This window comes from Pseudarthrobacter enclensis (assembly GCF_001457025.1).
GTDB classification, from domain to species: Bacteria; Actinomycetota; Actinomycetes; order Actinomycetales; family Micrococcaceae; genus Arthrobacter; species Arthrobacter enclensis.
In genome coordinates this window covers 693,804-718,319 of record NZ_KQ758599.1, presented here as the reverse complement: position 1 = coordinate 718,319, position 24,516 = coordinate 693,804, and the positions used below count along the sequence as shown (strand labels likewise).

19 protein-coding genes are annotated in these 24,516 nt (G+C 69.0%); 5 read left to right on the top strand and 14 right to left on the bottom strand.

The features are described from left to right. Positions 1–19: 19 nt before the first annotated feature. Positions 20–1,075 (bottom strand): NAD(+) diphosphatase, encoded by a 1,056-nt coding sequence (gene nudC, locus AS031_RS03285; protein ID WP_082641935.1) that lies wholly within the window; start codon positions 1,073–1,075, stop codon positions 20–22. 132 nt (positions 1,076–1,207) lie between these two features. Here nudC and AS031_RS03280 point away from each other — a divergent pair, with 132 nt between their 5' ends. Then, positions 1,208–2,494, top strand: coding sequence for a macrolide 2'-phosphotransferase (locus AS031_RS03280; protein ID WP_058266673.1), 1,287 nt, complete (start codon positions 1,208–1,210; stop codon positions 2,492–2,494). Between the two features lie 57 nt (positions 2,495–2,551). Here AS031_RS03280 and AS031_RS03275 read toward each other — a convergent pair whose 3' ends face one another. From AS031_RS03275 to AS031_RS03265, 3 genes are read right to left on the bottom strand one after another with little or no spacing between them, the layout of a single operon-like run. Next, the gene (locus AS031_RS03275; RefSeq protein WP_082641934.1) at positions 2,552–6,070 is read right to left on the bottom strand and encodes an ATP-dependent helicase; all 3,519 of its coding nucleotides are present in this window, start codon (positions 6,068–6,070) and stop codon (positions 2,552–2,554) included. Continuing rightward, entirely contained in the window at positions 6,067–9,297 is a 3,231-nt protein-coding gene (locus AS031_RS03270) for an ATP-dependent helicase (protein WP_058266672.1), read from the bottom strand. Before AS031_RS03270 ends, AS031_RS03275 begins: the two co-directional genes overlap by 4 nt. Further along, positions 9,294–9,710, bottom strand: a complete 417-nt coding sequence (locus tag AS031_RS03265) for an MGMT family protein (protein WP_058266671.1) — start codon at positions 9,708–9,710, stop codon at positions 9,294–9,296. The genes AS031_RS03270 and AS031_RS03265 overlap by 4 nt, the downstream gene beginning before the upstream one ends. Positions 9,711–9,773: 63 nt before the next feature. Between AS031_RS03265 and AS031_RS03260 the strand changes: the two genes are divergently transcribed. The 4 genes from AS031_RS03260 to AS031_RS03245 all read left to right on the top strand — a co-directional run bounded on the left by AS031_RS03260 (position 9,774) and on the right by AS031_RS03245 (position 13,256). Continuing rightward, positions 9,774–10,484, top strand: a complete 711-nt coding sequence (locus tag AS031_RS03260; RefSeq protein ID WP_058266670.1) for a 3'-5' exonuclease — start codon at positions 9,774–9,776, stop codon at positions 10,482–10,484. Between the two features lie 321 nt (positions 10,485–10,805). Next, complete coding sequence (locus tag AS031_RS03255; protein ID WP_058266669.1) at positions 10,806–11,741, top strand: ABC transporter substrate-binding protein; 936 nt, start codon at positions 10,806–10,808, stop codon at positions 11,739–11,741. A gap of 16 nt (positions 11,742–11,757) precedes the next feature. Next, entirely contained in the window at positions 11,758–12,522 is a 765-nt protein-coding gene (locus AS031_RS03250; RefSeq protein ID WP_058266668.1) for an amino acid ABC transporter permease, read from the top strand. Continuing rightward, positions 12,519–13,256 carry an amino acid ABC transporter ATP-binding protein gene (locus tag AS031_RS03245; protein ID WP_058266667.1) on the top strand — a complete coding sequence of 246 codons (738 nt, stop codon included), beginning with the start codon at positions 12,519–12,521 and terminating at the stop codon, positions 13,254–13,256. The genes AS031_RS03250 and AS031_RS03245 overlap by 4 nt, the downstream gene beginning before the upstream one ends. A gap of 70 nt (positions 13,257–13,326) precedes the next feature. On the opposite strand, the gene hemL is transcribed toward AS031_RS03245, so the two are convergent. From hemL to hemE, 10 genes are all read right to left on the bottom strand, one after another. Then, positions 13,327–14,658, bottom strand: a complete 1,332-nt coding sequence (gene hemL, locus AS031_RS03240) for a glutamate-1-semialdehyde 2,1-aminomutase (protein WP_058266666.1) — start codon at positions 14,656–14,658, stop codon at positions 13,327–13,329. A 45-nt stretch (positions 14,659–14,703) separates the two neighbouring features. Further along, the gene (locus AS031_RS03235) at positions 14,704–15,765 is read right to left on the bottom strand and encodes an LLM class flavin-dependent oxidoreductase (RefSeq protein ID WP_058266964.1); all 1,062 of its coding nucleotides are present in this window, start codon (positions 15,763–15,765) and stop codon (positions 14,704–14,706) included. Positions 15,766–15,821: 56 nt separating this feature from the next. Then, positions 15,822–16,805 carry a porphobilinogen synthase gene (gene hemB, locus AS031_RS03230; protein WP_058266665.1) on the bottom strand — a complete coding sequence of 328 codons (984 nt, stop codon included), beginning with the start codon at positions 16,803–16,805 and terminating at the stop codon, positions 15,822–15,824. A 71-nt stretch (positions 16,806–16,876) separates the two neighbouring features. Next, positions 16,877–17,743, bottom strand: a complete 867-nt coding sequence (locus tag AS031_RS03225; protein ID WP_058266664.1) for a uroporphyrinogen-III synthase — start codon at positions 17,741–17,743, stop codon at positions 16,877–16,879. A gap of 7 nt (positions 17,744–17,750) precedes the next feature. Then, positions 17,751–18,749 (bottom strand): hydroxymethylbilane synthase, encoded by a 999-nt coding sequence (gene hemC, locus AS031_RS03220; RefSeq protein WP_058266663.1) that lies wholly within the window; start codon positions 18,747–18,749, stop codon positions 17,751–17,753. Then, positions 18,746–20,011 carry a ferrochelatase gene (locus tag AS031_RS03215; protein ID WP_058266662.1) on the bottom strand — a complete coding sequence of 422 codons (1,266 nt, stop codon included), beginning with the start codon at positions 20,009–20,011 and terminating at the stop codon, positions 18,746–18,748. The genes hemC and AS031_RS03215 overlap by 4 nt, the downstream gene beginning before the upstream one ends. After that, a complete protein-coding gene (gene hemQ, locus AS031_RS03210) occupies positions 20,008–20,709 on the bottom strand; it encodes a hydrogen peroxide-dependent heme synthase (RefSeq protein WP_058266661.1) in 702 nt (233 codons plus the stop codon). The genes AS031_RS03215 and hemQ overlap by 4 nt, the downstream gene beginning before the upstream one ends. A 104-nt stretch (positions 20,710–20,813) precedes the next feature. Beyond that, on the bottom strand, positions 20,814–21,788 hold the full coding sequence (locus AS031_RS03205; protein ID WP_141688739.1) for a hypothetical protein: 975 nt from the start codon (positions 21,786–21,788) through the stop codon (positions 20,814–20,816). A gap of 111 nt (positions 21,789–21,899) precedes the next feature. Continuing rightward, on the bottom strand, positions 21,900–23,321 hold the full coding sequence (gene hemG, locus AS031_RS03200; RefSeq protein ID WP_058266659.1) for a protoporphyrinogen oxidase: 1,422 nt from the start codon (positions 23,319–23,321) through the stop codon (positions 21,900–21,902). A gap of 5 nt (positions 23,322–23,326) precedes the next feature. Continuing rightward, positions 23,327–24,421: a uroporphyrinogen decarboxylase gene (gene hemE, locus AS031_RS03195; protein ID WP_058266658.1), complete on the bottom strand. Its 1,095-nt coding sequence runs from the start codon at positions 24,419–24,421 to the stop codon at positions 23,327–23,329. Positions 24,422–24,516 lie beyond the last annotated feature (95 nt).

The following is a 24,516-nucleotide window of genomic DNA, read 5'->3' as shown; positions in this document are numbered from 1 at the left end:
TGCGCCCTGCCGGGAAGGCCTAGGCGCCCGTGAGGTCGCTGATCCGTCCGCCGTACCAGTGCTCGATCAGCGCCCGGGCGATGGAGAGCCTGCTGGAGATGGTGATCTCGCCGCTGAGCACGGCTTCCTGGAGTTCGGCACGGCTGAACCACCGCGCCCTGGTGACCTCAACGCCGTCGGGCCTTGCCTCGGCGTCATCGGTGACGGCGGTAAATCCAAGCATAAGGGAGGCGGGGAAGGGCCACGACTGCGAGCCGAGGTACTGGCATGCCCTCACCCGGACCCCCACTTCCTCGAAAATCTCCCTGACCACGGCTTGTTCAAGGGACTCCCCCGGTTCCACGAAGCCTGCCAGCGTGGAGTAGTTCCGGGCGTCCGCCGGACCGCCCCCGCCCAGCAGCAGCCGCCCGTCCGGACCCACGACCGTCACAATAATGGCCGGGTCCGTCCGCGGGTAGTGCTCGGTGGAGTCGGCGGGGCAGCGCCGCACCCAGCCTCCGGCCTCGACTTCGGTGGGGGTTCCGCAACGGGGGCAATGCGTGTGACCGGCATGCCAGTTGGCGATGGCGCTCGATTCGACGAAGAGCGCGGTGGAGGTGGCATCAAGGCGTGCGGCGACGTCCCGGAACCCTTCCCAGGCGGCATCATGGGGAATCCCCGCCGTCCCCGGCTCGACAGGCCCGGCCAGCACGAAAAGCAGCACCTCGGTACCCGCCGGCAACCCGGCGTCCGGCAGGGCGGATCCCAGGTAGACCACCAGTTCAGGGGCTGCGCCGGCCCCGGCCAGATCCGTGTGCAGGGCTTGTGCGTTCGCAACGAACAGGCGGTCGCCCTGCACCAGGCCCTGTCGGCCGGCCAGTACCACTGCCCGCGTGTTGGGGTCCGCGAGGAGGTCCGCCACCATGCCTGGCCGCATCCGTTCCGTGGAACCCCTGTCCATCAACGCAGGACGCACCGGCAGCAGGGTATCGCGCAGGTGGTTCGCCGCCAGCAGCTCCGGCCCTCCACCCAAGGAGGCGTCCGTGGTGGCGGCTGGTACCTGGCTGGCTTGGATTGCGGACTCCGGGTGGCTCATGACTCAACCGTACTGACTGGGCCGGACATTGAACATTTCGTGGGCCTCCGGCATCCCCCTGTTTTGCATTCATCTGGAGACTCGCCGCCGCCGGACCGGCCTCTTGGACTGCGGGCAATCTACCGTGGAACGGTGAGAAGAAAACCGATTGAACTGGCAGCCGTGGCAACCGCAGCAGTCCCCGGACTGACTCCGACGGCCGTTAGCTCGGCACCGGACGACCCGGCAGACTTCGACTCGGCCCTGCTGCTCGACTCGGAGGGCAAGCGCTGGAGGGTCCGGTCGCCGCGCCACGCCGAGGCCAGTGCCAGGCTCGAGACGGAGTTCCTGGTTCTTCGGGCCTTTGCACCGGCCATCCGTGCCGAACTGCCCTTCCTCATGCCCACGGTGGCAGGCAGTGTGCGGCTGGGGGCCCTGACCACATTTGTCTACTCACACCTGGCCGGGAGCACCCGCAGCGTGGAAGACCTCACGGCCGGACCTGCGGAGCTGGCAAGGGAGATCGGTGTGGCGCTGGCCGCCATCCATGACCTCCCGCAGCAACTGGTGAGCAACGCCGACCTGCCCAGCTACACGCCCAACGAGTTCCGCCAGCGCCGGCTGAACGAACTGGACCAGGCGGCCACCACGGGGAAGATCCCGTCCGCGCTGCTCCTGCGGTGGGAACACGCCATGGAGGACGTGTCCCTGTGGCGGTTCAACCCGTGCGTGGTGCACGGTGACCTGCACGAGGACAACCTGCTGGTGGACGGGCGCCGGGTCACGGCGGTCACCGGCTGGACCGACCTTCGGATCGGGGACCCGGCCGACGACTTCGCCTGGCTGGTGGCGTCCAACGAGCAGGACTTCGTTGATGCTGTCCTTGCCGGCTACACGGCCGGCCGTCGGGACACGCCGGATGCCCACCTGCTGCGCCGGGCAGCCCTGTCAGCTGAGTTCGCCCTGGCACAGTACCTGGTCAAGGGCATCGCCGCGGGAGACGATGCCATGGTCGCAGAGGCCGAAGACATGCTCGAAACCCTTGCGGCCGACATCGCCGAACATGGCGGGCAACCCATCAGCGTCGAACCGCAGCCGCCCGTCCAGCACGGACAGGCTGCGGGAGCGCCGGGCGCTCCGGCCGGGAGTGGTTCCGCAGGGCCTGCGGCGCCGGGCGTCTCCGGTTCCGGGTCCGACGGCGGCGCGGCAGCTGCGGTGCCGGCTGTGACGGTGGTGCCCGTCCCGGCTGAGCCCGTGTCACCCGCCGGGCCGGTGCCGGCGGTCCACGTCACCGACATCCCGGCCGAACCCTCCGGAGACAGCAAACCGTCCGGCGGCCCGTCAGTCAGCGAACGAACGGCCGGCGGCCCCGGTGCCGCGCAGGCAGCCGACGACACCTCCACTGCTGCGTTGTCGGTCATCAGAACCGGCCGAACGTAGCCGCACCGTCCTCCCGCCCCGTCCTCCTGTTCCGGACGACCGCAACGGGAGGGCGGCTCAGTCCGAGCTGACGGCAGCTGCGATGATCGCTTCGAGTTCCTTTGCCGTGCCCAAATCGTGCGGCCTGACCACCTCGTTGTCGGCCACGTAGAAGAAGGCAGCCCTGACGTCCTCCAGCGGAACGTCCTTGAGCCGGGCCCATGCGAGCCGGTAGACGGCCAGCTGCACTGCCCTGGTCCTGAGCCTGGCACCCGACGGGCGCCGCCCTGTCTTCCAGTCCACCAGGTCCCAGCGCCCGTCGGCATCCCGGAAGACGGCATCGATCCGGCCACGGACCACAACGTCTCCCACCCGGGTTTCCACCGGGACTTCCACATGGGCTGGTGAGCGGTCGGCCCAGTCCGACGCCCTGAACGCTGCCACCATGGCGTCGAGGTCGTAGGCGGCGTCGATGTGGTCGTCGGACCCCGGCGCCTCGCCAAGGTCCAGCATCCCCGACGTGCCGAAGTACTCCTCCACCCAGGCGTGGAACGCGGTTCCCTGGCGGGCAGACATGCCAGGTTCACGCGGGACGGGGCGCCGCAGCCTGGCCAGCACGGCCTCCGGATCCTCATCCAGGTCCACGAGGGTCGATGCCGAGATGTGGGTGGGAAGATGCACGTCCTGGCCGCTGGACCTGCGGAACCGCCGTTCCAGCAGCAACGCAGCCTCGCGGGCCCATCCCGCAGCGATCCCGTCCAGGGCGTTCCCTGCCCCTGTGGCTTCGGCAGCGGGCCCCACGCCGGCCTGCCCGCCCGCCAGCTCGGAAAGAACCCGGGCAGCTGCCTCCTCCATGGGCTTACGCCGGCCGGGGGAAAGGCGGAGCCGCTCTCCTGATCGCGGATCTGCCGGTCCTTCCAATGGATCGTAGGGCCAGGCGGCCACTTCGGTGTCGAGCGTCAGCGGGCTGCTCTCCGGCACGGCCGCCTCCTCGAGGGACCGGGGATGGACCTCGGCCCGCGCCGGTTCCCCCGCCACCGGCTGCACCAGTACCTCCAGTTCGGCCAGGAACGGCGACATGGCGGATTGTCCCGAGCGGGAACCCACCCATGCGGCGCTGGACACCCACAGCACATGCTTGGCCCGGGTGTAGGCCACGTAGGCAAGGCGGCGCTCCTCGGACTCCACGTGGGCCTGGACGTCCGCTTTGAAGGCCTTCTCGGCGTCGATCCACCCCTTCTGGTCGGGGTGGTCCAGGTCCCACTGCGGCAGGTCGGAGCGGTCCCCCCTAAGGGGCCACGGCAGGGCGGCGGCGCCGCTGCTCCAGCGGGAGTCCTTGTCCGTAGGAAAGGCCCCGGCGTTGAGGCCTGGAACGAAGACGGCGTCCCATTCCAGCCCCTTGGAGGCGTGGACCGTCAGCAGCTGCACAGCTTCCCTGTTGACGTCCCCGGGCGGTGCGTCCAGTCCGTTTTCCTCCGCAGCAGCGGCCTCCAGCCACCCGAGGAAGGCCAGAATGTCCACGCGCTGGGAGGTCCGCAGGAAGCCGGCGGCAGCGTCCTGGAACGCGTCGAGGTTCCGGCGCGCCTGGTGGATGCTTACCCCGGGCCGGGCGGCAACCTCGATGTCCAGCAGCATGACCCGTTCCACTTCCCCGAGCAGCGTGGTGAGGTCATCGCCGAGGTAGCCGCGGAGTTGCCGGAGCTCGGTGGCCAGGCGGTGCAGCCGTTCGCGGGCCTCCGCCGTAAGGCAGCGTCCCGCCGAGGACGTCCAGCCCTCACGGGGAAGCCAGTCGAGCGCCTCCACCAGGCTGGCGCCGTCGGTCAGGTCGGACTCGGTCACCGCGTCCGGTCCGTCCCCGTCGCCGGCGTCCTCCCCCTCCGGCGTGGCGGCGACCTGTCCGCGCCGCCGTGCAAGGTGGCTGGACCAGTCCCTCAATGCCATCAGGTCCGCTGGTCCGATCCGCCACCGGGCTCCGGCAAGCAGGCGCATCAGGGCATCGGACCGGCCGGGATCCGCGAGCACCCGCAGGGTTGCCACCAGGTCCACCACTTCCGGGGTATCCAGCAAGCCGCCCAGCCCGACAATTTCGTAGGCGATGCCGCGTGCCTCGAACTGGCGGCGGACGGTTTCCATCTGGGCACGCCGCCGGCAGAGGACCGCGAGCGCCGGAGCGACGTGCGTGCCGTCCGGCTTTACGTCAAAGTCCGTCACCTGGTACTTCAGGACGTCGTCCGCGAGCGCGGCTGCTTCCTCCACGTCGCTGGCGAATCTTCCCAGGACGACGCGGCCGTCGACCGCGTGGGGGCTCGGCTGCAGCGGAGGGACACTGGCTGCCGCTGTTCCTCCTGTGTCGGCCGGACCCCGACGCGCCTCGGCGGCAGCGAGTGACTCGGACATCACGTTCGCGGCGGCAAGGATGGATTTCCCGTTCCGCCATGCGGTGGTCAGGTACGACGTCGGGGCAGGCTTCCACGCCGCCGTTCCGTCCGGGGTGGCGGTGCGGACGGGAAACTCCTGGACGAAATGGAACAGCTGCCCTGCCGAGGCTCCCCTGAAGCCGTAAATGGACTGGTTGGGGTCGCCCACGGCCGTGACCGCGTGGCCTCCGCCGAACAGTCTCGAAAACAGCACCAGCTGGGCGTAGGACGTGTCCTGGAACTCGTCCAGCAGCACCACCTTGTACCGCTGGCGCTCCATTCTGGCCGCGAGTGGCACATCACTGGCCACCTTGGCAGCCAGAGCGACGAGGTCGCCGAAGTCGAGCGCCCCGCGGGCCCTCTTGGCGGCGGAGTACCGGCCCACCATGTCCGCCACGCTGGCCCGGGTCCGCAGCATTCCGGCGATTTCGGCCGCCGCCTGCGGCGGGTTCTTCATTTTCCCGGCAAGGTATGGCAGGGCCCCGTAGTCGGAGAGCCGGGCCATCAGCCACGCCTCAACGTCTTCGGGCTCCTGCAGATGCTCGGCGCATTCGCCGGCCAACTGGATGACCGCCTTCACCAGGGTGGACTTGGCGGCACGGAAATGGCCGTACTCACCGTCATAGGCTTCAACCACTTCGCTGGCAAGCTGCCAGGCCTGGGCGCCGCCCAGGAGCACGACGTCGCGTTCAACCCCCAGCCGCAGCCCGTAGTCGGACACGATGCCGCTGGCGAAGGAGTGGTAGGTGGAAACCTTGGGTTCCAGGGAGTCACTGCTGAACATGCCTTCCGGGAAAGCCGGGGCCCCGGCACTGCGGGCCGCCACCCTCTGCAGTGCCGTCAGCTTGGCCCGGATGCGGGAGGCGAGCTCCCCTGCCGCTTTCCTGGTGAATGTCACCCCCAGCACTTCCTCCGGCCTGACCCAGCCGTTGGCCACCAGCCACACCACCCGGTCTGCCATGGTGGCGGTCTTGCCCGAACCAGCCCCGGCGATCACCAGACGCGGCGTCAAGGGTGAGGAGATGATTCCGGACTGCTCCGGGGTGGGGACGTTCTTTTCGCCGAGCAGTGTGGACAGTTGCTCCGGGCTGAAGCGCGCAGGGGGCACAGCGTCGGCGGGAAGCGGCAGCTCCGGCAGGGATTCGTTGGGCCCGCGGGCCACCTGCACATCCTGCGTCATTCGGTTACCTGCCGTCCGCGGACGCACAGCGGGCAGACTTCAGGCAGCCGGCAGCCGTGGCCGCCGTAGCTTCCCTTGGCGGGATCGTGCCGTGCTTCAAAGGTGTTTCCTCCCATTGCCGCTGCTGCTTCCTTCACCATGTCCAGTGCCCAGTTGTCCTCTGGGTCCAGCGGCTTCTGTTCCTGGACTGCCGGGCCCTTTGCGCTGGTTCCCAGTTGGGCAAGGACTGCGCCCCCGGAGAGGTGCTCCCCCTCCCCCTGAGCGCTGCTGAATCCGCCGGCCAGGACGGCCGCCTGGTAGGCGCCGAGCTGGGGATGGCTGGACAGCTCCGATTTGCCGGGCTGCCGCTTTCCTGTTTTCAGGTCCACGATGACCAGCCGCCCGGAGCCGTCGATTTCCAGGCGGTCCACCTGGCCGCGCAGCACGGCTGCGCGCGGTGACCCGTCCTCCAGGCTGATGTCCCCCAGTGCGACGTCAAAGTCCTGCTCCACGCCGAGCAGGCTGCGGCCGCTTCCGCGCATCAGGAGCACGTACTGCGCCAGCTTCCGCACCATGGCTTCGGCCCGCTGGTAGTCGAGCCGTCCCTCCCAGTTGTCCTTCATGCCCAGCTGGGGCCAGCGGCGGGCCAGCTCGGCCAGGTACTCCTGCCCTGACGCCTCCGGCAGGTCCTGCGCGATGGCATGCACCAGCGTGCCGAGGCTGCGGGCAAAGTCGGTGGCGGCCTCGCCTCCCGCCGCCTGGACGAACCAGTCAAGCGGCGATTTCTGCACTGATTCAACCTTGGAAGGCGAGACAAACACTGTGCCGCCGGGCGGGACCACGGCAGCGGTGGAGGTCAGGGGCTGCAGCCCCCACCAGTTGTCCGGGTGGGCTCCAGGCACCGGAGGCTCGGCAGCGGCCAGACCCGCGAGGACCCTTGCGGCCTCCCCGGACTGGGCAGCGTTTCCGGCCTGCACGTGCTGCCGCAGCTCGGCGACGAGCGCGCGCAAAGTCATGGGGCGTCCGACGGCGGTAAAGCCCCGGCCCTCCTGGCCCGGTTCCAGGGGCGCGGCGTAGTCGAGGAACGACGACGGCTGGTCGTCCTCGGAGGCCACCGCTGTGCAGATGAGCAGCTCCGCGGCGCGCGAGACGGCGGTGGAAAAGCTGCGCAGTTCGTCGTATCGGATGTCGCGCAGACGGCTGAGGGGGTCCCTTTGCAGGGCGTAGCCGGTGCCATGTTCAACGGCGTCCGCGTACAGGGTGCTGCCCAGGAGCTCTCCGCGGAGCCTGGTGTTGGGCCACACCCCTTCCTGCAGGCCGGCGATGATGACCACCGGCCATTGCCGCCCGGCAGCGCTGGCCGGGGTCATGAGTTCGACGGCGTCGTCCACTTGGGCGCGCGCTGCCAGGGTGTCCATGGGCAGTTCCTGGTTGAGGAGGTACTCGAGGAACTGTTCCGGCCCTGCGCCGGGCATTTGGTCGACGTAGCGTTCGGCGGTGTGGAAGAGCGCCATCATGGCGTCGAGGTCCCTGTCCGCGCGCGCACCGTGCGGGCCGCCGTCCAGGGCAGTTTCCGTCCATATGGCTGCCAGGCCCGTGGCGTTCCAGAGCGCCCACAACACCGACTCCGCATTGGCGCCGGGCTGTACAGCTGCTTCCTTTCCGGCCTGGATCATCCTGGCAGTGCGGCGGGCCGCGCGGCCTTCAATGCCCAAGGTTCCCAGCGCCCCGGGTTCCAGGAGTGCCTCCACCAGCAATGAGTCGCTGCTGCGTCCGCCGCCTCCCGCCAGTTCCTCGCTGCGCAGGGATTGCCGCAGCCGGCGCAGTTCCAGCGGGCTTGCCCCGCCGATCCGTGAGGTCAGGAGGGACACCGCTCCCTCCGGAGTCAGCGCCGCGGGATCCAGGGCGATGGCGTAGGCGTCCAGGAGCGGCCGGACCGCCACTTCGTCGCGTACGGCTGATTCGGCCACGGGCACCCGCACGGAGATGCCCTGTCCGGACAGGTACCGCTGCAGTTCGCTGACCTGCCCGCCGTTGCGGACAATGACGGCGATGTCAGTCAGTGCGCGTCCGCCGCCGATGTGCTGATCGAGGATCCGCTGGGCAACGTAGCGCAGCTCATGGACTGCCGACGGCACCAGGTGCGCTTCAACCCGCCCCGGCGTTGCCGGCGTGCCCGGCTGCTCCAGGCGGCGGGACAGTTGCCCGCCGGCGCGCTGGGAAATGCGGCCTGCAACACCCAGCCAGGCTTCGGCAACAGCAGGGGCCAGCCGGTGGGCGTGCCGGAGTGGACGTTCCAGCACTGAACCCTGCGGGGACAGCAGCCGTGGCAGCTCCGCGATGAGGTCCGGACGGGCGCCGCGGAACCCCTGGACCACGGTGTCCGGGCATGATGCGACGAAGCAGTCCTGCCCTGCGGCGATATCTGCCAGCAGTTCAAAGACCGCGGGGTTGGCCTCCTGCATGTCGTCCACGAGTATGAGCTGCAGGCGCCGGCGTTCGGCTGCCAGGAAATCGGGTGCGTCCTGGAAAATTTGCCGGGCAGCCGTGATGATCCCGGCGGGGTCGAAGGCCTCCGGCATCCGCAGGTCCAGCACGTCCCGGTACTCGCTGTAGAGCGCGGCGGCGGCCTCCCAGTCGGGGCGGTCGCATTCGCGTCCAAGCTGCGCCAGGTCGGCGGGTGTCCGGCCGGATTCGATGATGCGGTCGAAAAGCTGGCGTACTTCCTGCCGGAAGCCGCGGGTTTCCAGTGCGCCGTGCAGGTCCTCCGGCCAAGGCAGGTCAAGACCGGGTGTCCTGTGGCCTTCCAGGAGCTCTTTGATAATGAGGTCCTGCTCGGGGCCGGAGAGCAGGCGCGGAGGCCTGGACAGCGGCAGGATTCCCTCTGCCTTGGCACGCCGGATGAGGTCGAAGGCATAGGCGGCCCACGTCCGCGCGGGGGTGGTGCTGAGGCTCCTGTCGAGGCGGGCGGTGAACCGGTCGCGCAGGAAGTCCGCCGCCAGTCGGGTGGGGGCAAGGATGAGGACCCCGGCGGGATCGAGGCCGTCCCGCTGAACGCGTTCCACGGCGGCTTCCACCAGGACGGTTGTTTTCCCTGTTCCTGGCGCACCGGGAATCAGCACGGGACCGGAGCCATGCGGCACGTCGACGGCGGCCTGTTGGTCAGCTGTCAGCGGCGGGCGTTCAGCATGGAGGTTGAGTGGGGGAAGCAGCCTCAGCGGGGCTGACGGTGCGGATGGTGCGCTCACACCGACATTCCATCATCGGCCACCGACAATCTGTGGAGCTGGCGCTCCAACCGCTCGGCGACAGCGTCCATGTGCTCGAAGTCCTTTCCGTCGGGTGCCCAGCGTGCCGCCTCCAGGTCCACGCGCCACCGGCCCTCCCCTGTCCGCAGCCACTCTTCAGGGGAGCCGATCAGCGGGGTTCCTTCCGCAAGGTACCGCCGCAGGGCATCCACCTCGTGGCCCTCAGGTGCATGGCCGCTTGCCTTCAGGACCCGCCACCAGGAGACTCCGCTGCCGTAGTGGCTCATCACGGACCCGACCTGCCGCGGGCCCCCGGATCCCAGCAGCTCCGCGACGTCCCCGTACGAGACTGCGGACCCCGCCGGAACCATCCTCACGATGGCGAGGACCGCCTGCACATACTCAATCCGCATTGATCCAATGTAGCCGCAGTGGCGTTCCCCGGAATTGTCGGTGGGTCCCCGTAGCGTTGAGGCATGAGCACCTGGAACACCCTCCCCCGCGCGGCCTTCGATCTGGAAACGACTGGCCGGAACTCGCGTTCGGCCAGGATCGTCACCGCATCCGTGACGGTGGTGGACCACCAGGGTGAGGTGATCCGGGAGCACGAGTGGCTGGCGGACCCCGGCGTCGAGATTCCTGTTGAAGCCAGCGATGTGCACGGCATCACCACCGAGCAGGCCCGCCGTGACGGACGGCCCGCGCACGAGGTAACCCGGGAGGTGGCGGCCGTCCTGCAGGACCTTTTCGATACCGGCGTTCCGGTCATCGCCTTCAACGCCAGCTACGACTTCACTGTCCTGGCTGCGGAATCTGCCCGGCACGGGGTACCGCAGCTCACGCGCTTCCCGGTGCTGGACCCCTACATCATGAACAAGCAGGTGGACCGGTACCGCAAGGGCAAGCGGACACTGACGGCGTTGTGTGAGGAATACGGGGTGGTCCTGGACAACGCGCACACGTCGGCCGCGGATGCCTTGGCCACGCTGAAGGTCCTGGACGCCATGGCCGGGAAGTTCCCCAAACTGGTGATGCCTGCCAGCCAGCTCCATCAGCTGCAGGTCGACTGGGCGGTTAGCCAGGCCGCGGACTTCCAGGGTTACCTGCGCAAGACCAAGCCAACCGCAGTTATTGAGGGTGACTGGCCGGTGCTTCCCCCGCAGGACGCCACCGGGGGCGGCTTTTAAGCGGGAAGCTTTTGCGAGGCAAGTCACAGTCGCCCCGCGTAATATTCGGCGCCGAGCGCAGCGTCCTACTCTTCGGGTGCTTGCCGCTCTACCCGCCACATGTACACCTTCGATGGCACTTTCGCCGAATGATCTGAGCTGTTCGCGGCGATGATGACTTGATAATTCGCTTCACCCCCGCCTTTGCCAGAGGTGAGAGAATTTAGTTTTGCGGTCACCCCTGCCCTGGCAACGCTTGACCAGCACCGGGCAGGTGCCAGGCGCCACCAGCGCAGCCTTGCGGCCCGGTTGACTTATGACTCAGATGAAAGTGACAACCTGATGAAAATCAAAGCGATGAAGTGGCTGACTGCCGCTCCCGTTGCCCTTGCACTGGCGGTCTCCCTCGCCGCCTGCGGCTCTGGAGCCTCCGAGCCCAGCGGCACTCCCACGGATGCCCTGCAGGGCAGCGACCAGCAGACGCTGGACAAGTACACCACCGCCGATGTCACCCCGATCGACAAGATCGACAAGACCAAGCTCGGCCTCAACACCGAGGGCAAGCTCGAGGTGGGTACCCTGTCAGACGCCCCGCCGAACATCTTCATCGACCCGTCGGGCAAGTTCACCGGCTACGACAACGAACTGCTCCGCGCCATCGCCGGCAAGCTGGGCCTCGAGGTTGAATTCGTTGCCACCGATTTCTCGGCACTGCTGTCGCAGGTTTCCACCAAGCAGTTCGACGTTGGATCCTCCTCCATCTCCACCACGGACGCCCGCCGCCAGAACGTCGGCTTCACCAACGGCTACGACTTCGGCTACATGGCTGTGGTCGCCAAGACCGACAGCGACATCAAGGGTTTCGCCGACCTCAAGGATGACGTCCGTATCGGCGTGGTGCAGGGAACCGTCCAGGACGATTACGTGACCAACACGCTGAAGCTGGAACCGATCCGCTTCCCCGACTACGCCACCGTCTACGCCAACGTGCGCAACGGCCAGGTGGACGCCTGGGTGGCGCCCTCCCAGCAGGCCACCGGCCAGGTCAAGGAAGGCGACGGCACCGTCATCGCCGAGTCCGTGGTCAACACGCAGAACTTCACCGCCTACGCCGTAGCGAAGGACAACCAGCCGTTGATCGATGCCCTGAACTCGGGCCTTGATGCAGTGATCGCCGACGGCACCTGGTCCAAGCTGACCAAGGAGTGGTACCCGGACCGTGAAACGCCGAAGGACTGGAAGCCGGGCAGCAAGGCCGCCACGGTTCCCCAGAGCTGATTGAGCCGGGACGTTTATGGATCTCCTGGAACAGCTGGCTGACACCTTTTTCAACTGGGAGGAAATGGCGAAAGTCATTCCCGCCCTGCTGGCCGTAGGCCTGCCCAACACCCTGATTCTCGCCGTGGCCTCAGGCATCTTCGGCTCCCTGCTGGGCCTGCTGCTGGCCATGATGGGAATCTCGCGGAACGCAGGTGCGCGCTGGGTTGCCCGCATCTACACAGATATCTTCCGTGGCCTTCCGGCCATCCTGGTGATCCTGGTGATTGGCATCGGCCTGAGCCCGATCGCCCGTGAAATCACGGGATCACGGAACCCGTATCCTTTGGGCATCCTGGCCCTGACACTGATTGCCGCCGCCTACATCGGCGAAATCTTCCGTTCAGGCATCCAGAGTGTCGAGAAGGGGCAGCTTGAAGCCTCCAGGGCTCTCGGGTTCAGCTATGGAAGCTCCATGCGCCTGGTGGTGGTGCCGCAGGGTATCCGCCGCGTCCTTCCCGCGCTGGTGAACCAGTTCATTTCCTTGCTGAAGGACTCCTCCTTGGTCTTCATGCTGGGCCTGGCAGCGTCGGACCGGGAGATCTTCCGGATCGGCAACGATGCCATGGCCAACACGGGCAACCTGTCGCCACTGGTGGCTGCCGGAATCCTGTACCTGATCCTGACCGTTCCGCTCACCCACTTCGTCAACTTCATCGACAACCGGCTGCGCACCGGCCGGCCGGAGAAGAAGGAACCGGATGAGGCGGCCGCACCTATCGGCAAGGGGGCACAGGCATGACGGAATTCTCTTCCGGAACCCTGACCGGCAAGAACCTGCACCTTTCGTTCGGGCAGAACCACGTCCTGCGCGGCATCGACCTGCACGTGGAGAAGGGCACCACCGCGTCGGTGATCGGTCCCTCCGGCTCGGGCAAGTCGACCCTGCTGCGCGTCATGAACCGGCTGATTGAGCCGGACCAGGGCGACATCCTGCTGGACGGCCGTTCGGTCCTGAAGGACAACCCCGACGAGCTGCGCCAGCGCATCGGCATGGTGTTCCAGCAGTTCAACCTGTTCCCGCACAAGACGGTGGCGGACAACGTGAGCCTGGCCCTGAGGAAGCTTCGCAAGCTGCCCAAGGACCAGGCACGCGCACAGGCCCTCGAGCAGCTGGACCTGGTGGGACTGAAGCACAAGGCCGATGTCCGCCCGGCGAACCTGTCCGGCGGGCAGCAGCAGCGCGTGGCGATCGCCCGGGCACTGGCCATGAAGCCCGAGGTCATGTTCTTCGACGAGGCAACCTCCGCGCTGGACCCGGAGCTGGTCAAGGGCGTCCTGGCGCTGATGACCGACCTGGCGAAGGGCGGCATGACCATGGTGGTGGTGACCCACGAGATGGGCTTCTCGCGGAACGTTTCGGACACCGTCACCTTCATGGATGCCGGCGTGGTGGTGGAGTCAGGTCCGCCGGAGCAGATCTTCACGGCTCCTGGCACCGACCGGCTGAAGGGCTTCCTCTCGGACGTCCTCTGACCGCATCAGACACAGGAAATCCCCGGTTGCCCGGCAACCGGGGATTTCCTTGTTTCCAGGCCCTGCGGGACTAGGCCTGGGCGGCTGCGGCGGCCTCCGCGGCGGCCGGGAGCGCGTCGAAGATCCGGTTCATGGCAGCGTCATCGTGCGCCGCGGACAGGAACCAGGCCTCAAAGACGGACGGCGGCAGGTACACGCCGGACTCAAGCATCGAGTGGAAGAACGGCGCGTAGCGGAAGGCCTCCTGTGCCTGCGCGTCGGCGTAGTCGTGCACGCCGCGGGCCGAGGTTCCGAAGGCCACGGAGAACAGGTTGCCTGCGAACTGGATGGAATGGTCCACGCCTGCGGCGTCCAGGGCGGACGACAGTGCGGACGACAGCTCCAGCGAGCGGACATCGATGTAGGAGTAGACGTCGCGGGTGGCATGGGTCAGCGTGGCCACGCCGGCGGCCATGGCCACCGGGTTCCCGGACAACGTGCCGGCTTGGTAGACCGGCCCTGTGGGTGCAAGGTGGTCCATGACGTCCGCACGTCCGCCGAGTGCCGCCGTCGGCATCCCGCCGCCAATAACCTTGCCGAAGGTGAGCAGGTCCGGGGTCCAGGGTTCTGCGGCGTCGGGGGCGCCGCCGGTGAGGCCCCAGTAGCCGGAGTAGCCGGTGCGGAAGCCGGTCAGCACCTCATCGACGATTAGCAGCGCACCGTATTCGCGGGTAATCCGGGACAGGCCCAGGTTGAAGCCCTCCCCGGGAGTGACGACGCCCATGTTCGCGGGTGCTGCCTCGGTGATGACCGCTGCAATGTCCTGCCCGTGAGTGGCAAATGCTTCCTTGACCGCGGTGAGGTCGTTGTACGGCAGGACCAGTGTTTCGGCTGCCGTTGCCGCCGTCACGCCGGCCGATCCGGGCAGTGCCAGGGTGGCCACTCCGGAGCCGGCCGAAGCGAGCAGGCCGTCGAGGTGTCCGTGGTAGCAGCCGGCGAACTTGATGATGAGGTTGCGGCCGGTAAAGCCGCGGGCCAGCCGGACGGCGGTCATGGTGGCCTCCGTCCCGGTGGAGACCATGCGCAGCCGCTCCACGGCGGGCACGCGTTCCTTGACGATCTCGGCGAGGTTGGCCTCATCCGGGGTGGAGGCACCGAAGGAGAGTCCGCGGTCCACGGCGGCATGGACGGCGTCGAGCACTGCGGGGTGCGCGTGCCCCAGCAGGGCAGGGCCCCAGGAGCAGACCAGATCCACGTATTCCTTGCCGTCGGCGTCCGTCAGGTAGGCGCCCTTGGCCGAGACCATGAACCGGGGTGTTCCGCCGACGGACCCGAAGGCCCGGACCGGGGAGTTGACCCCACCCGGCATCAACTGGCGGGCGCGGTCGAAAAGTTCCTCGTTGCGAGGGCTGCTGGAAGTCATGGTTCCTATTCTCTCAGGTGGCCGTTGTTCTTCGGTGCCGGAGCGTCAGCCGGCCAGGGCATCCGCCACGCGCGGCGCCACGGCTGTCCCCAGCAGTTCGATGGAGCGCATCATGGCAGCGTGCGGCAGCGGCCCGTTGCTGTACTTGAAATCGAAGCGGTCCACCCCGAGGTTCCGCTTGAGCTGGACTATCTTGCGGGCCACGGTGTCCGGCGACCCCACGTACAGGGCACCCTCCGGGGCACAGAGTGCCTCGAACTCGCCGCGGCCGGCCGGGCCCCAGCCCCGTTCGGCTCCGAGGCGGTTCCGCAGGGCCAGCCAGTGCGGGAAGAACTCCTCCCGGGCTTCCTCGTCGGTGGGTGCCACATGCCCGGGCGAATGGGTGGCCACCTGCTGCAGGGCGTGCCCGTACTTGGCCATCGCCTCGCGGTACAGGTCCGCCAGCGGGCCGAATGCGCGGGGCTGGCCGCCGATGATGGCAAAAATGATGGGATAGCCGTACTGGGCACAGCGGAGCACCGATTCCGGCGTGCCACCAACGCCGATCCATGTGGGCAGCAGGTGGTGCTCCAGCGGAGGGTAGACGCTCAGGCCATGCAGTGCGGGACGGGTGCGGCCTTCCCAGTGCACCGGCTTCTGTGCCCGCACCTTGTCGAACAGCGCCAATTTTTCCTCGAAGAGGACCTCGTAGTCGGCAAGGTCCAGTCCAAAGAGCGGGAAGGACTCGATGAAGGATCCACGTCCCAGCATGACTTCGGCGCGGCCGTTGGAGATGGCGTCCACGGTGGAGAACCGCTGGAAAACGCGGATGGGATCGTCCGAGCTGAGGACGGTCACGGCGGAGCCGAGGCGGATGCGGGAGGTGCGGGCCGCAGCCGCCGCCAGGAACACCTCCGGTGCGGACACGGCGTAGTCCTTCCGGTGGTGCTCCCCCACACCGAAGGCATGCAGCCCGACGGCGTCCGCCAGCTCGGCCTGTTCCAGCAACTGGCGCAGGACCTGGGCATGCGGCTGCGGGCTGCCGTCCGGGGCGGTGCCGACGTCACCGAACGTGTTCAGGCCAAGGAGGATGCGGTCCTCGCCCACCGGAGCGGTCGGCGAGGACAGCGGTGCTTCCTGCCCGGCTGCGGCGTCCGCGGGCGCGTCTTCCGCGGGTCCGCCGGTCACCGGGTTTCCTTCAGCCAGCCTGCGAGCTCGGGCGCCCAGTAGGTCAGGACCATGTGCGCGCCTGCGCGCCGGATGCCCAGCACGGACTCGGTGATGGCCGCCCGGCGGTCGATCCACCCGTTCGCGGCGGCGGCCTCGATCATGGCGTACTCACCGGAGATCTGGTACGCAGCGACCGGTACCGGGCTCATCGCGGCAACGTCCGCCACGATGTCCAGGTAGCTCATGGCGGGCTTGACCATGACGATGTCAGCGCCTTCGGCGAGGTCGAGTTCCACCTCACGGAGGGCCTCGGTCCGGTTCCCGGCGTCCATCTGGTAGGTCCGCCGGTCGCCCGTGAGCTGCGAGTCCACCGCTTCACGGAAAGGTCCGTAGAACGCGGACGCGTACTTCGCCGAGTAGGCGATGACGGAAGTGTTGACGTGGCCGGCATCGTCCAGCGCGGAGCGGATGGCTGCGATCTGGCCGTCCATCATGCCGGACGGTCCAAGCATGTGCGCCCCGGCCTCCGCCTGTGCCACGGCCATGTCGGCGTAGATCTTCACCGTGCGGTCGTTGTCCACGTAGCCATTGGCGTCCAGGACGCCGCAGTGTCCGTGGTCCGTGAACTCGTCCAAACACACATCGCTCATGATGACCAGGTCGTCGCCCACTTCGGCGCGGACATCGCGGATGGCCTTGTTGAGGACGCCGTCGGGATCGAGGGCAGCGGACCCCTCGGCATCGCGGGATTCGGGGATGCCGAACAGCATGATGCCGCCGAGCCCGAGCTCAACGGCTTCGGCGGCAGCCCGCTTGAGCGTATCGGTGGTGTGCTGGACCACCCCTGGCATGGAGGTGATGGGGTTGGGCCCGGTGAGCCCTTCGCGGATGAAAGCCGGCAGGATGAGCTCGGCGGGGGCCAGCCGGGTTTCGGCGGTCAGCCGGCGCATGGCAGGGGTGGTGCGGAGCCGGCGGGGTCGCTGGTTGGGGAAAGTCATGGATGTGTCCTTCGCGGTATCAGCCGGATAGTTGAGGGTCGTAGGTGGGGCGCGGCGGGCGCCGGCCCGAATCAGGGCGGGTTGAGTGCCTTCACGACGGCGGCCACGAGCCCCTCGGGGGTCGGTTCCTCCGCCACGGCGGCCACCGTCAGGCCGAGCGCCCCGGCCTGGTCCGCCGTCGAACGTCCAATGGCAACCAGCCGGCAGGTGCCCAGCGGGGACAGGGCGGCGATCCGGCGCACGGCGCTCGGGGAGGCAGCCAGGACCGCGGCAATCCGGCCGCCGGTGATTTCCGCGGCTGCGGTTTCCGGCGTGAGCAGCGTGTACGACGGCGGCGCCTGGCTTGCGCCGGTGTCTTCCGGCTGCACTGCGAGGCGGCGTTCGGCCGCGGCCGGAAATTCAACTGTGCGGTAGGCCGTCACCACGCTCACGTCGCTGCCGGCTGCCGCCAGCCCGTCGGAGAGGCGTGGAGCGGCAATGTCGGCCTGCGGCAGCAGGACCCGGCCGCCGCCGCGCCAGACCTCGAGGAAGCCCGCTGCGGACTGTTCACCGGAAGGCACCAGTTCCACCCGAAGCCCCTGGGCTTCGAGGATCCGCCGGGTCGCCGGGCCGATCGCGCCCACTTTCGTGGCGGGCGGGACCAGCTGCGCCAGGTCCAGGCCCCGCTCGGCGGCTTTCTCCATCAGGACGTGCACAGTGGTGGCGCTGCTGACCACCAGCCAGCTGAACGCCCCTGCTGCCAGGGCGTCGCAGGCAACGTCCAGGGCGTGCTGGTCCGGTGCCCGTTCAAAATCGATGAGCGGCAGCAGCACCGGATCGGCGCCGGCTCCACGCAGGGCCTGCAGCAGGGCGGTGGACCGCTCAGGGCTGCGGGTCACCAGGACCCGCGCTCCCTGGAGCGGGCCGTCCTGGCCTGGCGTGCTGGTCGTGGTGGTCATCGCCGCGTCAGGATGCCTGGAGGTCGGCAATATCCGCCGCTCCGGCCGCGAGCAGGACCTCGGCCAGTTCGATGCCCAACAGCGTGGCTCCGACTTCCGTGAGCCCGTCCGTGGCGCGTTTGCCGCGTACGGACGCGGTGCCGTCGACGGCGCAGACCACGGCCTCCAGGTGCAGCATGCTGCCCTTGCGGTAGGCGTATGCTCCCACCGGGGCAGCGCAGCCTGCCTCGAGGCGGGCCAGCAGGGCACGCTCGGCGGTGACCGCCAGGCGCGTGTCCGGATCGTCGAGGGCGGCCAGAGCCTGTGCCAGGACCTCCCGTGATCCCTCGCTGGATCCCGGCTTGGGCGGTGCGTCGGCGGTCCGGCACTCGATGGCCAGGGACCCCTGTCCGGCGGCCGGGAGCATGACATCGGTTTCCAGGTATTCGCTGACCGCGTCGAGCCTGCTGATCCGTTCCAGGCCCGCCGCGGCGAGCACTACGGCGTCCAGGTCGCAGGACTTTCCGGGGACAACCGCATCGGTGGTGTTGCCCGGCAGCCCCGGCACCCGGCCCAGCCGGGTGTCCACGTTGCCGCGGATGTCCACGATGTCCAGGTCGGCGCGGGCAGCGCGCAGCTGGGCCGCGCGCCGGGGCGAACCCGTTCCCACCTTGGCGCCGGCGGGAAGGTCCGCCAGCTTCAGCCCGTCGCGGGCGCAGAGCACGTCTCGGACGTCCACGCGCGCAGGCGTGGCCGCCAGGCTCAGCCCCACGGCCGCCCCGGTGGGCAGGTCCTTGAGTGAGTGGACGGCAACGTCGCATTCATCGCGCAGCAGCGCGTCACGCAGGGCCGCCACGAAGACGCCGGTGCCGCCCATCTGCGACAGGGACCCGGTCAGCACGTCGCCGTCGGTCCGGACGTGGACCAGCTCCACGGCAAAGCCTCCGACGGCGGCAAGGCGGTCGGCGGTCTGCTGCGTCTGGGTAAGGGCCAGCTTGCTGGCCCGGGTGCCGATGCGGACAGTCACTGGCGTGCCGCTTCCCCGGACTGGCCGGTGGCGGCGGAGGCGCCGGCCGGGTAGGGGTCGTGGCCGGTTCCCACAGTGGTGTCCGCGCCCGCGATCGTGGGCTTTTCGCCGCGGAAGTTGGCGCAGCAGCCCGGCCGGCACACGTCGTACCAGGGCCCCAGGGAGGTCATGGCGGGACGGTCGGCGATGTTGTTGGCAACGGTCCGTTCCGAGATGAGGTCCACCAGGCCGTCAACGAACTTGCGGTGTGTTCCGGGGGTGGGCACGCGGGTGGCGGCCAGGCCCAGGTTGGCGCAGGTCTCCAGGGCTTCGGTGTCGAGGTCCCAGACGACTTCCATGTGGTCGCTCACGAAGCCGAGCGGGACGATGACAATGCCCTTGACGCCCTTGCCGGCGAGTTCCTCGATGGCGTCGTTGATATCCGGTTCCAGCCACGGCACGTGCGGGGCGCCTGATCGGGACTGGTAGACCAGGGACCAGTCGGCGGTGAGCCCGGAGTCCTGCTTGACGCGCTCAATGACGGCGGCCGCTGTGGCGAGGTGCTGCGCCACATACGCTGAGCCTTCCTCGAACTCCCGCGGCTCACCCTCGGAACGGCCGGCCGCGTCGGCATCCCGGGTGGGGATGGAGTGGGTGGCGAACAGGATGTGGACAGGGGCGTCGGCGGAGCCGGCCCCGGCCAGCTTCGCCTGGACGTCGGCGATGCCCGCCGCCGTCCCTTCGACGAATGGTTCAACGAAGCCTGGGTGGTCGAAGTACTGCCGGACCTTGTCCACTTCTAGGCGGCCGTCCAGGCCGGTTTCCGTCAGCGCCATGCCGATGTCCTCGCGGTACTGGCGGCAGCTGGAGTAGCAGGAGTAGGCACTCGTGGTGACCATCAGCAGGCGGCGGTGTCCGGCGTCGTACGCGTCCTGGAGGGTTTCCGGGATGTAGGGGGCCCAGTTGCGGTTGCCCCACAGCACGGGCAGGTCGATGCCCCGGGCCGCCAGTTCAGCCTCGAGGGCTGCCTTGAGCTCGCGGTTCTGCTGGTTGATGGGGCTGATGCCGCCGTTGGCGCGGTAGTGGTGGGATACTTCCTCAAGCCGTTCGTCGGGGATGCCGCGGCCCCGGGTGACGTTGCGGAGGAACGGGATGACGTCCTCCTGGCCTTCCGGTCCGCCGAAGGAGGCGAGGAGGACGGCGTCGTAATTCTTGGGGGCCATGCGGCCGGCTTCGGTGACAGGGTTCACGGCGGTCATGCCCTTCGGGTCCAGGGTGCTCATGCCAGCACCTCTGCTACTTCATCGGCGGAAATCCGGCGGCCCGTGTAGAACGGGATCTCTTCGCGGACGTGGTTGCGGGCCTCGGTGGCGCGCAGGTGGCGCATGAGGTCGACCAGGTCCACCAGATCGGGGGCCTCGAGGCCCAGGATCCATTCCCAGTCGCCCAGGGCGAAGGAGGACACGGTGTTGGAGATGACCTGCGGGAATTCCCGGCCCAGGAGGCCGTGTTCGCGGAGCATGGCACCGCGCTCCTCCTCGGGCAGGATGTACCACTCGTAGGAGCGGACGAACGGGTACACGCACAGCCATTCCGCGGGTGCGACGCCGCGGGAGTAGGCGGGGGTGTGGTTCTTGGCGAATTCCGCCTCCCGGTGGACGCCCATGGCGGACCAGACGATCTCGGTGCCGGCGAACAGGGTGCTGCGGCGGATGTCGCGGATGGCCTGCTGCAGCGCCTCGGGCTTGGGTCCGTGGAGCCACACCATGACGTCGGCGTCGGCGCGCATGGCCGAGACGTCGTAGCTGCCGCGGTGCGTGACGCCGGCAGCGGCCAGCCGCTCCAGGAGTGCCTCGAAGTCAGCGGCGGCGCCGGCGCTGCGGACCACTGCCTCCGACCGCTTGAAGACCGTCCAGAGGGTGAAGAACTGCTCGGCTGATTCTTCGGTTTTAGTGACAGATTCGGCAGAAGTGTGGCTCATGGTTACAAGTTTGCCCCTTCGCCACCGCCAAGTCGAAACCGAGAACTTCTACAAAGCGTAGAAGTGCTTAAAGTCACATTCCCGACCGCGCAGCACTGCCGGCGTCAGGGCTTCCGGAGCCGCAGGTAGACCAGTCCGGCCGCGCCGCCCACGGCCACCAGGCCGACGCCGAGCCACACCAGGGCGGTCTGCATCTCCGCCTGCGCGGCAGTGAGCGTACCGGTGCTGCGTACCGTGTTGCTTGCCGCGGCGCTTCCGGGCAGGGTGGCGGCCTGCGGCAGCTGCGTGCCTGTCGCCTGTCCCGGAGCCCGGCCCAGGGAGGCCAGCCGGTCAACCGCCTGGGCGCCGGCGGGGGCTGCGTCGCCTGTGGCAGCCGGCGCGACGGGTTCCGAGGCCCGGGGACCATCTTCACCCGGTGCCTGGTTGGCGGCCGGCGCGGGGTCGGCAACAGCCGGTGCGCCGCCGACGGCCGTGGACTGGGTGACACCCGGGACGGGAGCCGCGGGGGCCAGCTGCTGCGCCTGCACGTCCGGGGCGGCCGCCTGGCGGGTCTCCGGCGCGGTCTGCGTACCGGCCGTGGGCGCCTGCTCCGTTCCGGACGTGATCAGCGGAGTGCCGGAGGGCAGCGGAAGCGGAATGTCGGGTACGGGCGGCAACGTGACAGTGGGGGCCGCCAGGGTCCGCGACGTGGACGACGTCGGCGCCACGGTGGCGGTGCTGGTGGCCGTTGGGGTCAGGGTTGCCTGCACGGCCGGTACCAGTGCGGTGGGGACCGTCAGGATTGAAGGGGCCGCCGGCCGGGTGCGCTTGGCCTGGCCGGGGGCCGCGGCGCGGGCGTCACCTGACTTCCCGGGGCCGGAGTCCGCCGTCAATGATGCGTGCAGAGACAGCGGAAGAGCCTCGGAGGGGACAGTCGATGTGGGGACTCCGGGGTCGGGCGTTCCCTCGTCAGCCTGGGACGCCTGGACGCCCGTGGTGAGAACCAGTACCGCTCCGATTGCGGCAACCGCCGTGCCGCGTCGGATTCCCCCATGGATACCGGTCCGGGACATGGAAAGCTCGGACCTGTGTTGAACCATGGTCATCGACCCTAGCCAAAGCTGACAGTGAATTGAAAGTTTGCCAATCCCGGGCGCGGTGTGCGCGGCAGCGGCCGGAATCCGCTGCCCCGCCCTGACCAGCAGCGATGGTCAGGCGAGCAGTTGCTGCAGTTGGGTGCGGGTGTCCGATACCACTGCGGCCAGGCCATTGCCTGCCACCCAGCCGCCCACCACGGCCAGGGCTCCCTCGGCCGCGCACGCCTCCCGGATCGCGGCGACCCGAGCGCGGTGGCCGACGGCGGCGAACGGCAGCGAGCCGCGCCAGCGGACCACATCCCAATCCGCCACCTGGCTGCGGTCCAGCGGGACCTGCAGCAGGGCGGACGCATCGGCCAGCGCCGCTGCCAGCAGTTCATCGTCTGTTGCCGGTTCCGGTCCCCGGCGTTCGCCGTCGGCACGGCCGTAGGACAGCCGCAGCACGTGGCGGCCGGGACCGGCGGCGTCGCCCAGCCAGTCCCATTTGCCTGTGGCGTGTGTCAGCGCCTTTGCCTGGATGCCGGGTGTCTGGGGTGCCACCAGGACGCCCGTGCCGCGGGGCCGGCCGTCAAGCTCCGGGTTGTCCACCACGAGCGTGACCAGCCGGATGTCCGGACCGGCCTCCGGTTTCTTCCCGGCGATTCCCGGTACGGAGGGCGCCAGGAGGTCCACGGCAGCCGGGCCGTCCGTTGCCACAACCAGAAGGGCAGCGTCGTAGCCTTGTCCGCCTGCGGTGACGCGCCAGCCTCCGGACGTGCGGGCGGCGGTTTCCGCCCTGGTGTTGGACCGCAGGTCCACTCCCTTCCCCGCGAGATCGGCCACCAGCGCCTCCACGAGGGTGTGCATGCCGCCGCTGAGGCCTGCAACGGCGGAGCCGGCCTTGGCGGGCGCGCCGGCGCGGCCGCGGCGTTGGGCCGCCACCGCGGCAGCGAGGGAACCTTCCCGCCGCACGCCTGCACGCAGTCCCGGCGCCACCATGTCGACGTCGAGCAGGCCGGGGTCGGCCGAGTGGACGCCGCCCACTACGGGGGCAACCAGCCGCTGCAGGACCCGGCGGCCCATGCGGGCCCGCACCAGGGCCGACACGCTGGTGACGTCGGCGGAGGTTCCCACCGCTGCCGGCAGGAACCGGTCAAGGGTGGCGCGCAGCGCTCCCGCGAGCCCCAGCGACCTGCGCACCTCGGGGTCCCATGGGTTGGCAGGGATGCCCAGCACTCCGGTTTTGGGAAGCTCCCGGGCCCCTTCCGGAAGCTGCACCCAGGCACCGCCGGGACGGGGCGCCACGATGGAGCCGTCCAGCCCCAACCCGGCGGCGAGGGAGGCGACGGCGTCCGACCGGGTGGCGAACGATTCCGCGCCGCTGTCCAGGGTGAGACCGGCCACCGTGTGGCTGCCCACGCAGCCGCCCCAGGCACTGCCTTCTTCGAGGACTGTCACCTGGTAGCCGGCGGTGGCGAGTTCCCGGGCTGACAGGAGCCCTGAGATGCCCCCGCCCACCACCAGCGCCTGCGGGGTCCGGGCCGGCGAGCTTTCCATCCGGATTACTCGGGAGAGATGGAGTGAATGAGCTTGACGACGCGGGTGAGGACGTCCGGATCGGTTTCCGGCGGAACGCCGTGGCCCAGGTTGAGGACGTGGCCGGGCGCTGCAGCGCCAGCGGCGATGACCTCACGGACGTGGGCCTCAAGGATCTCCCACGGTGCGGACAGCAGTGCGGGATCGATGTTCCCCTGCAGCGGCACCGTACCGCCCAGCCTGCGGTTGGCTTCGTCCAGCGGCAGCCGGTAGTCCACGCCGACGACGTCGACGCCGACGTCGCGCATGGCCACGAGGAGCTCGGACGTTCCGGTGCCGAAGTGGACCAGCGGAGCTCCCAGGTGGCGCACGTGGTCCAGTGCCCGGGTGGAGGCCGGAGCCACGAACCGGGTGTAGTCGGCCAGGCCCAGTGACCCTGCCCAGGAGTCGAACAGCTGGCCGGCGGAGGCGCCCGCCTCGAGCTGGGCGCGCAGGAACAGCCCGGACGCGTCGGCCGCCCAGTTGGCAAGCGCAGCCCAGGTCTCCGGGTCGGCGTGCATCATGGTGCGCGGGCCAAGGTGGTCGCGTGAAGGCTTGCCCTCAACCATGTATGCAGCCAGCGTGAACGGTGCACCGGCAAACCCGATGAGGGGGGTCTTGCCCAGTTCGGCCACGGTCAGCCTGACGGCCTCCCGGATGGGTTCCAGGGACTCCCAGGTCAGCTGCGGGAGCGCTGCAACGTCAGCGGCAGTCCGCACCGGCTTGTCCAGGACAGGGCCGACGCCGGGCACGATGTCGACGCCGACACCGGCGAGCTTGAGCGGAATGACGATGTCCGAGAAGAAAATGCCGGCGTCCACGTCATGGCGGCGGACGGGCTGGAGGGTGATCTCCGAGGCAAGCTCGGGCCGCAGGCACGAGTCCAGCATGGCGATGCCTTCGCGGACCTTCAGGTACTCGGGCAGCGAGCGCCCGGCCTGCCGCATGAACCAGACCGGCCGGCGGGACGGCTTTCCGCCACGGTAGGCAGTGATCAGGGGCGAGTCTGCGGTACGGCCGTCCAGGAGCGGGTGGTCTGCGGCGAGGGCGCTGGCAGCGGAGACGGCAGGGCTGGGAGTCATGTGTCTGATTGTGCCGAAAATCGGAGCCAAAAGATAACGACAGCCTGTCACGGCCGAGGCCATGCAGCGCAGCGGTGGCACGAATCACAGGCCCT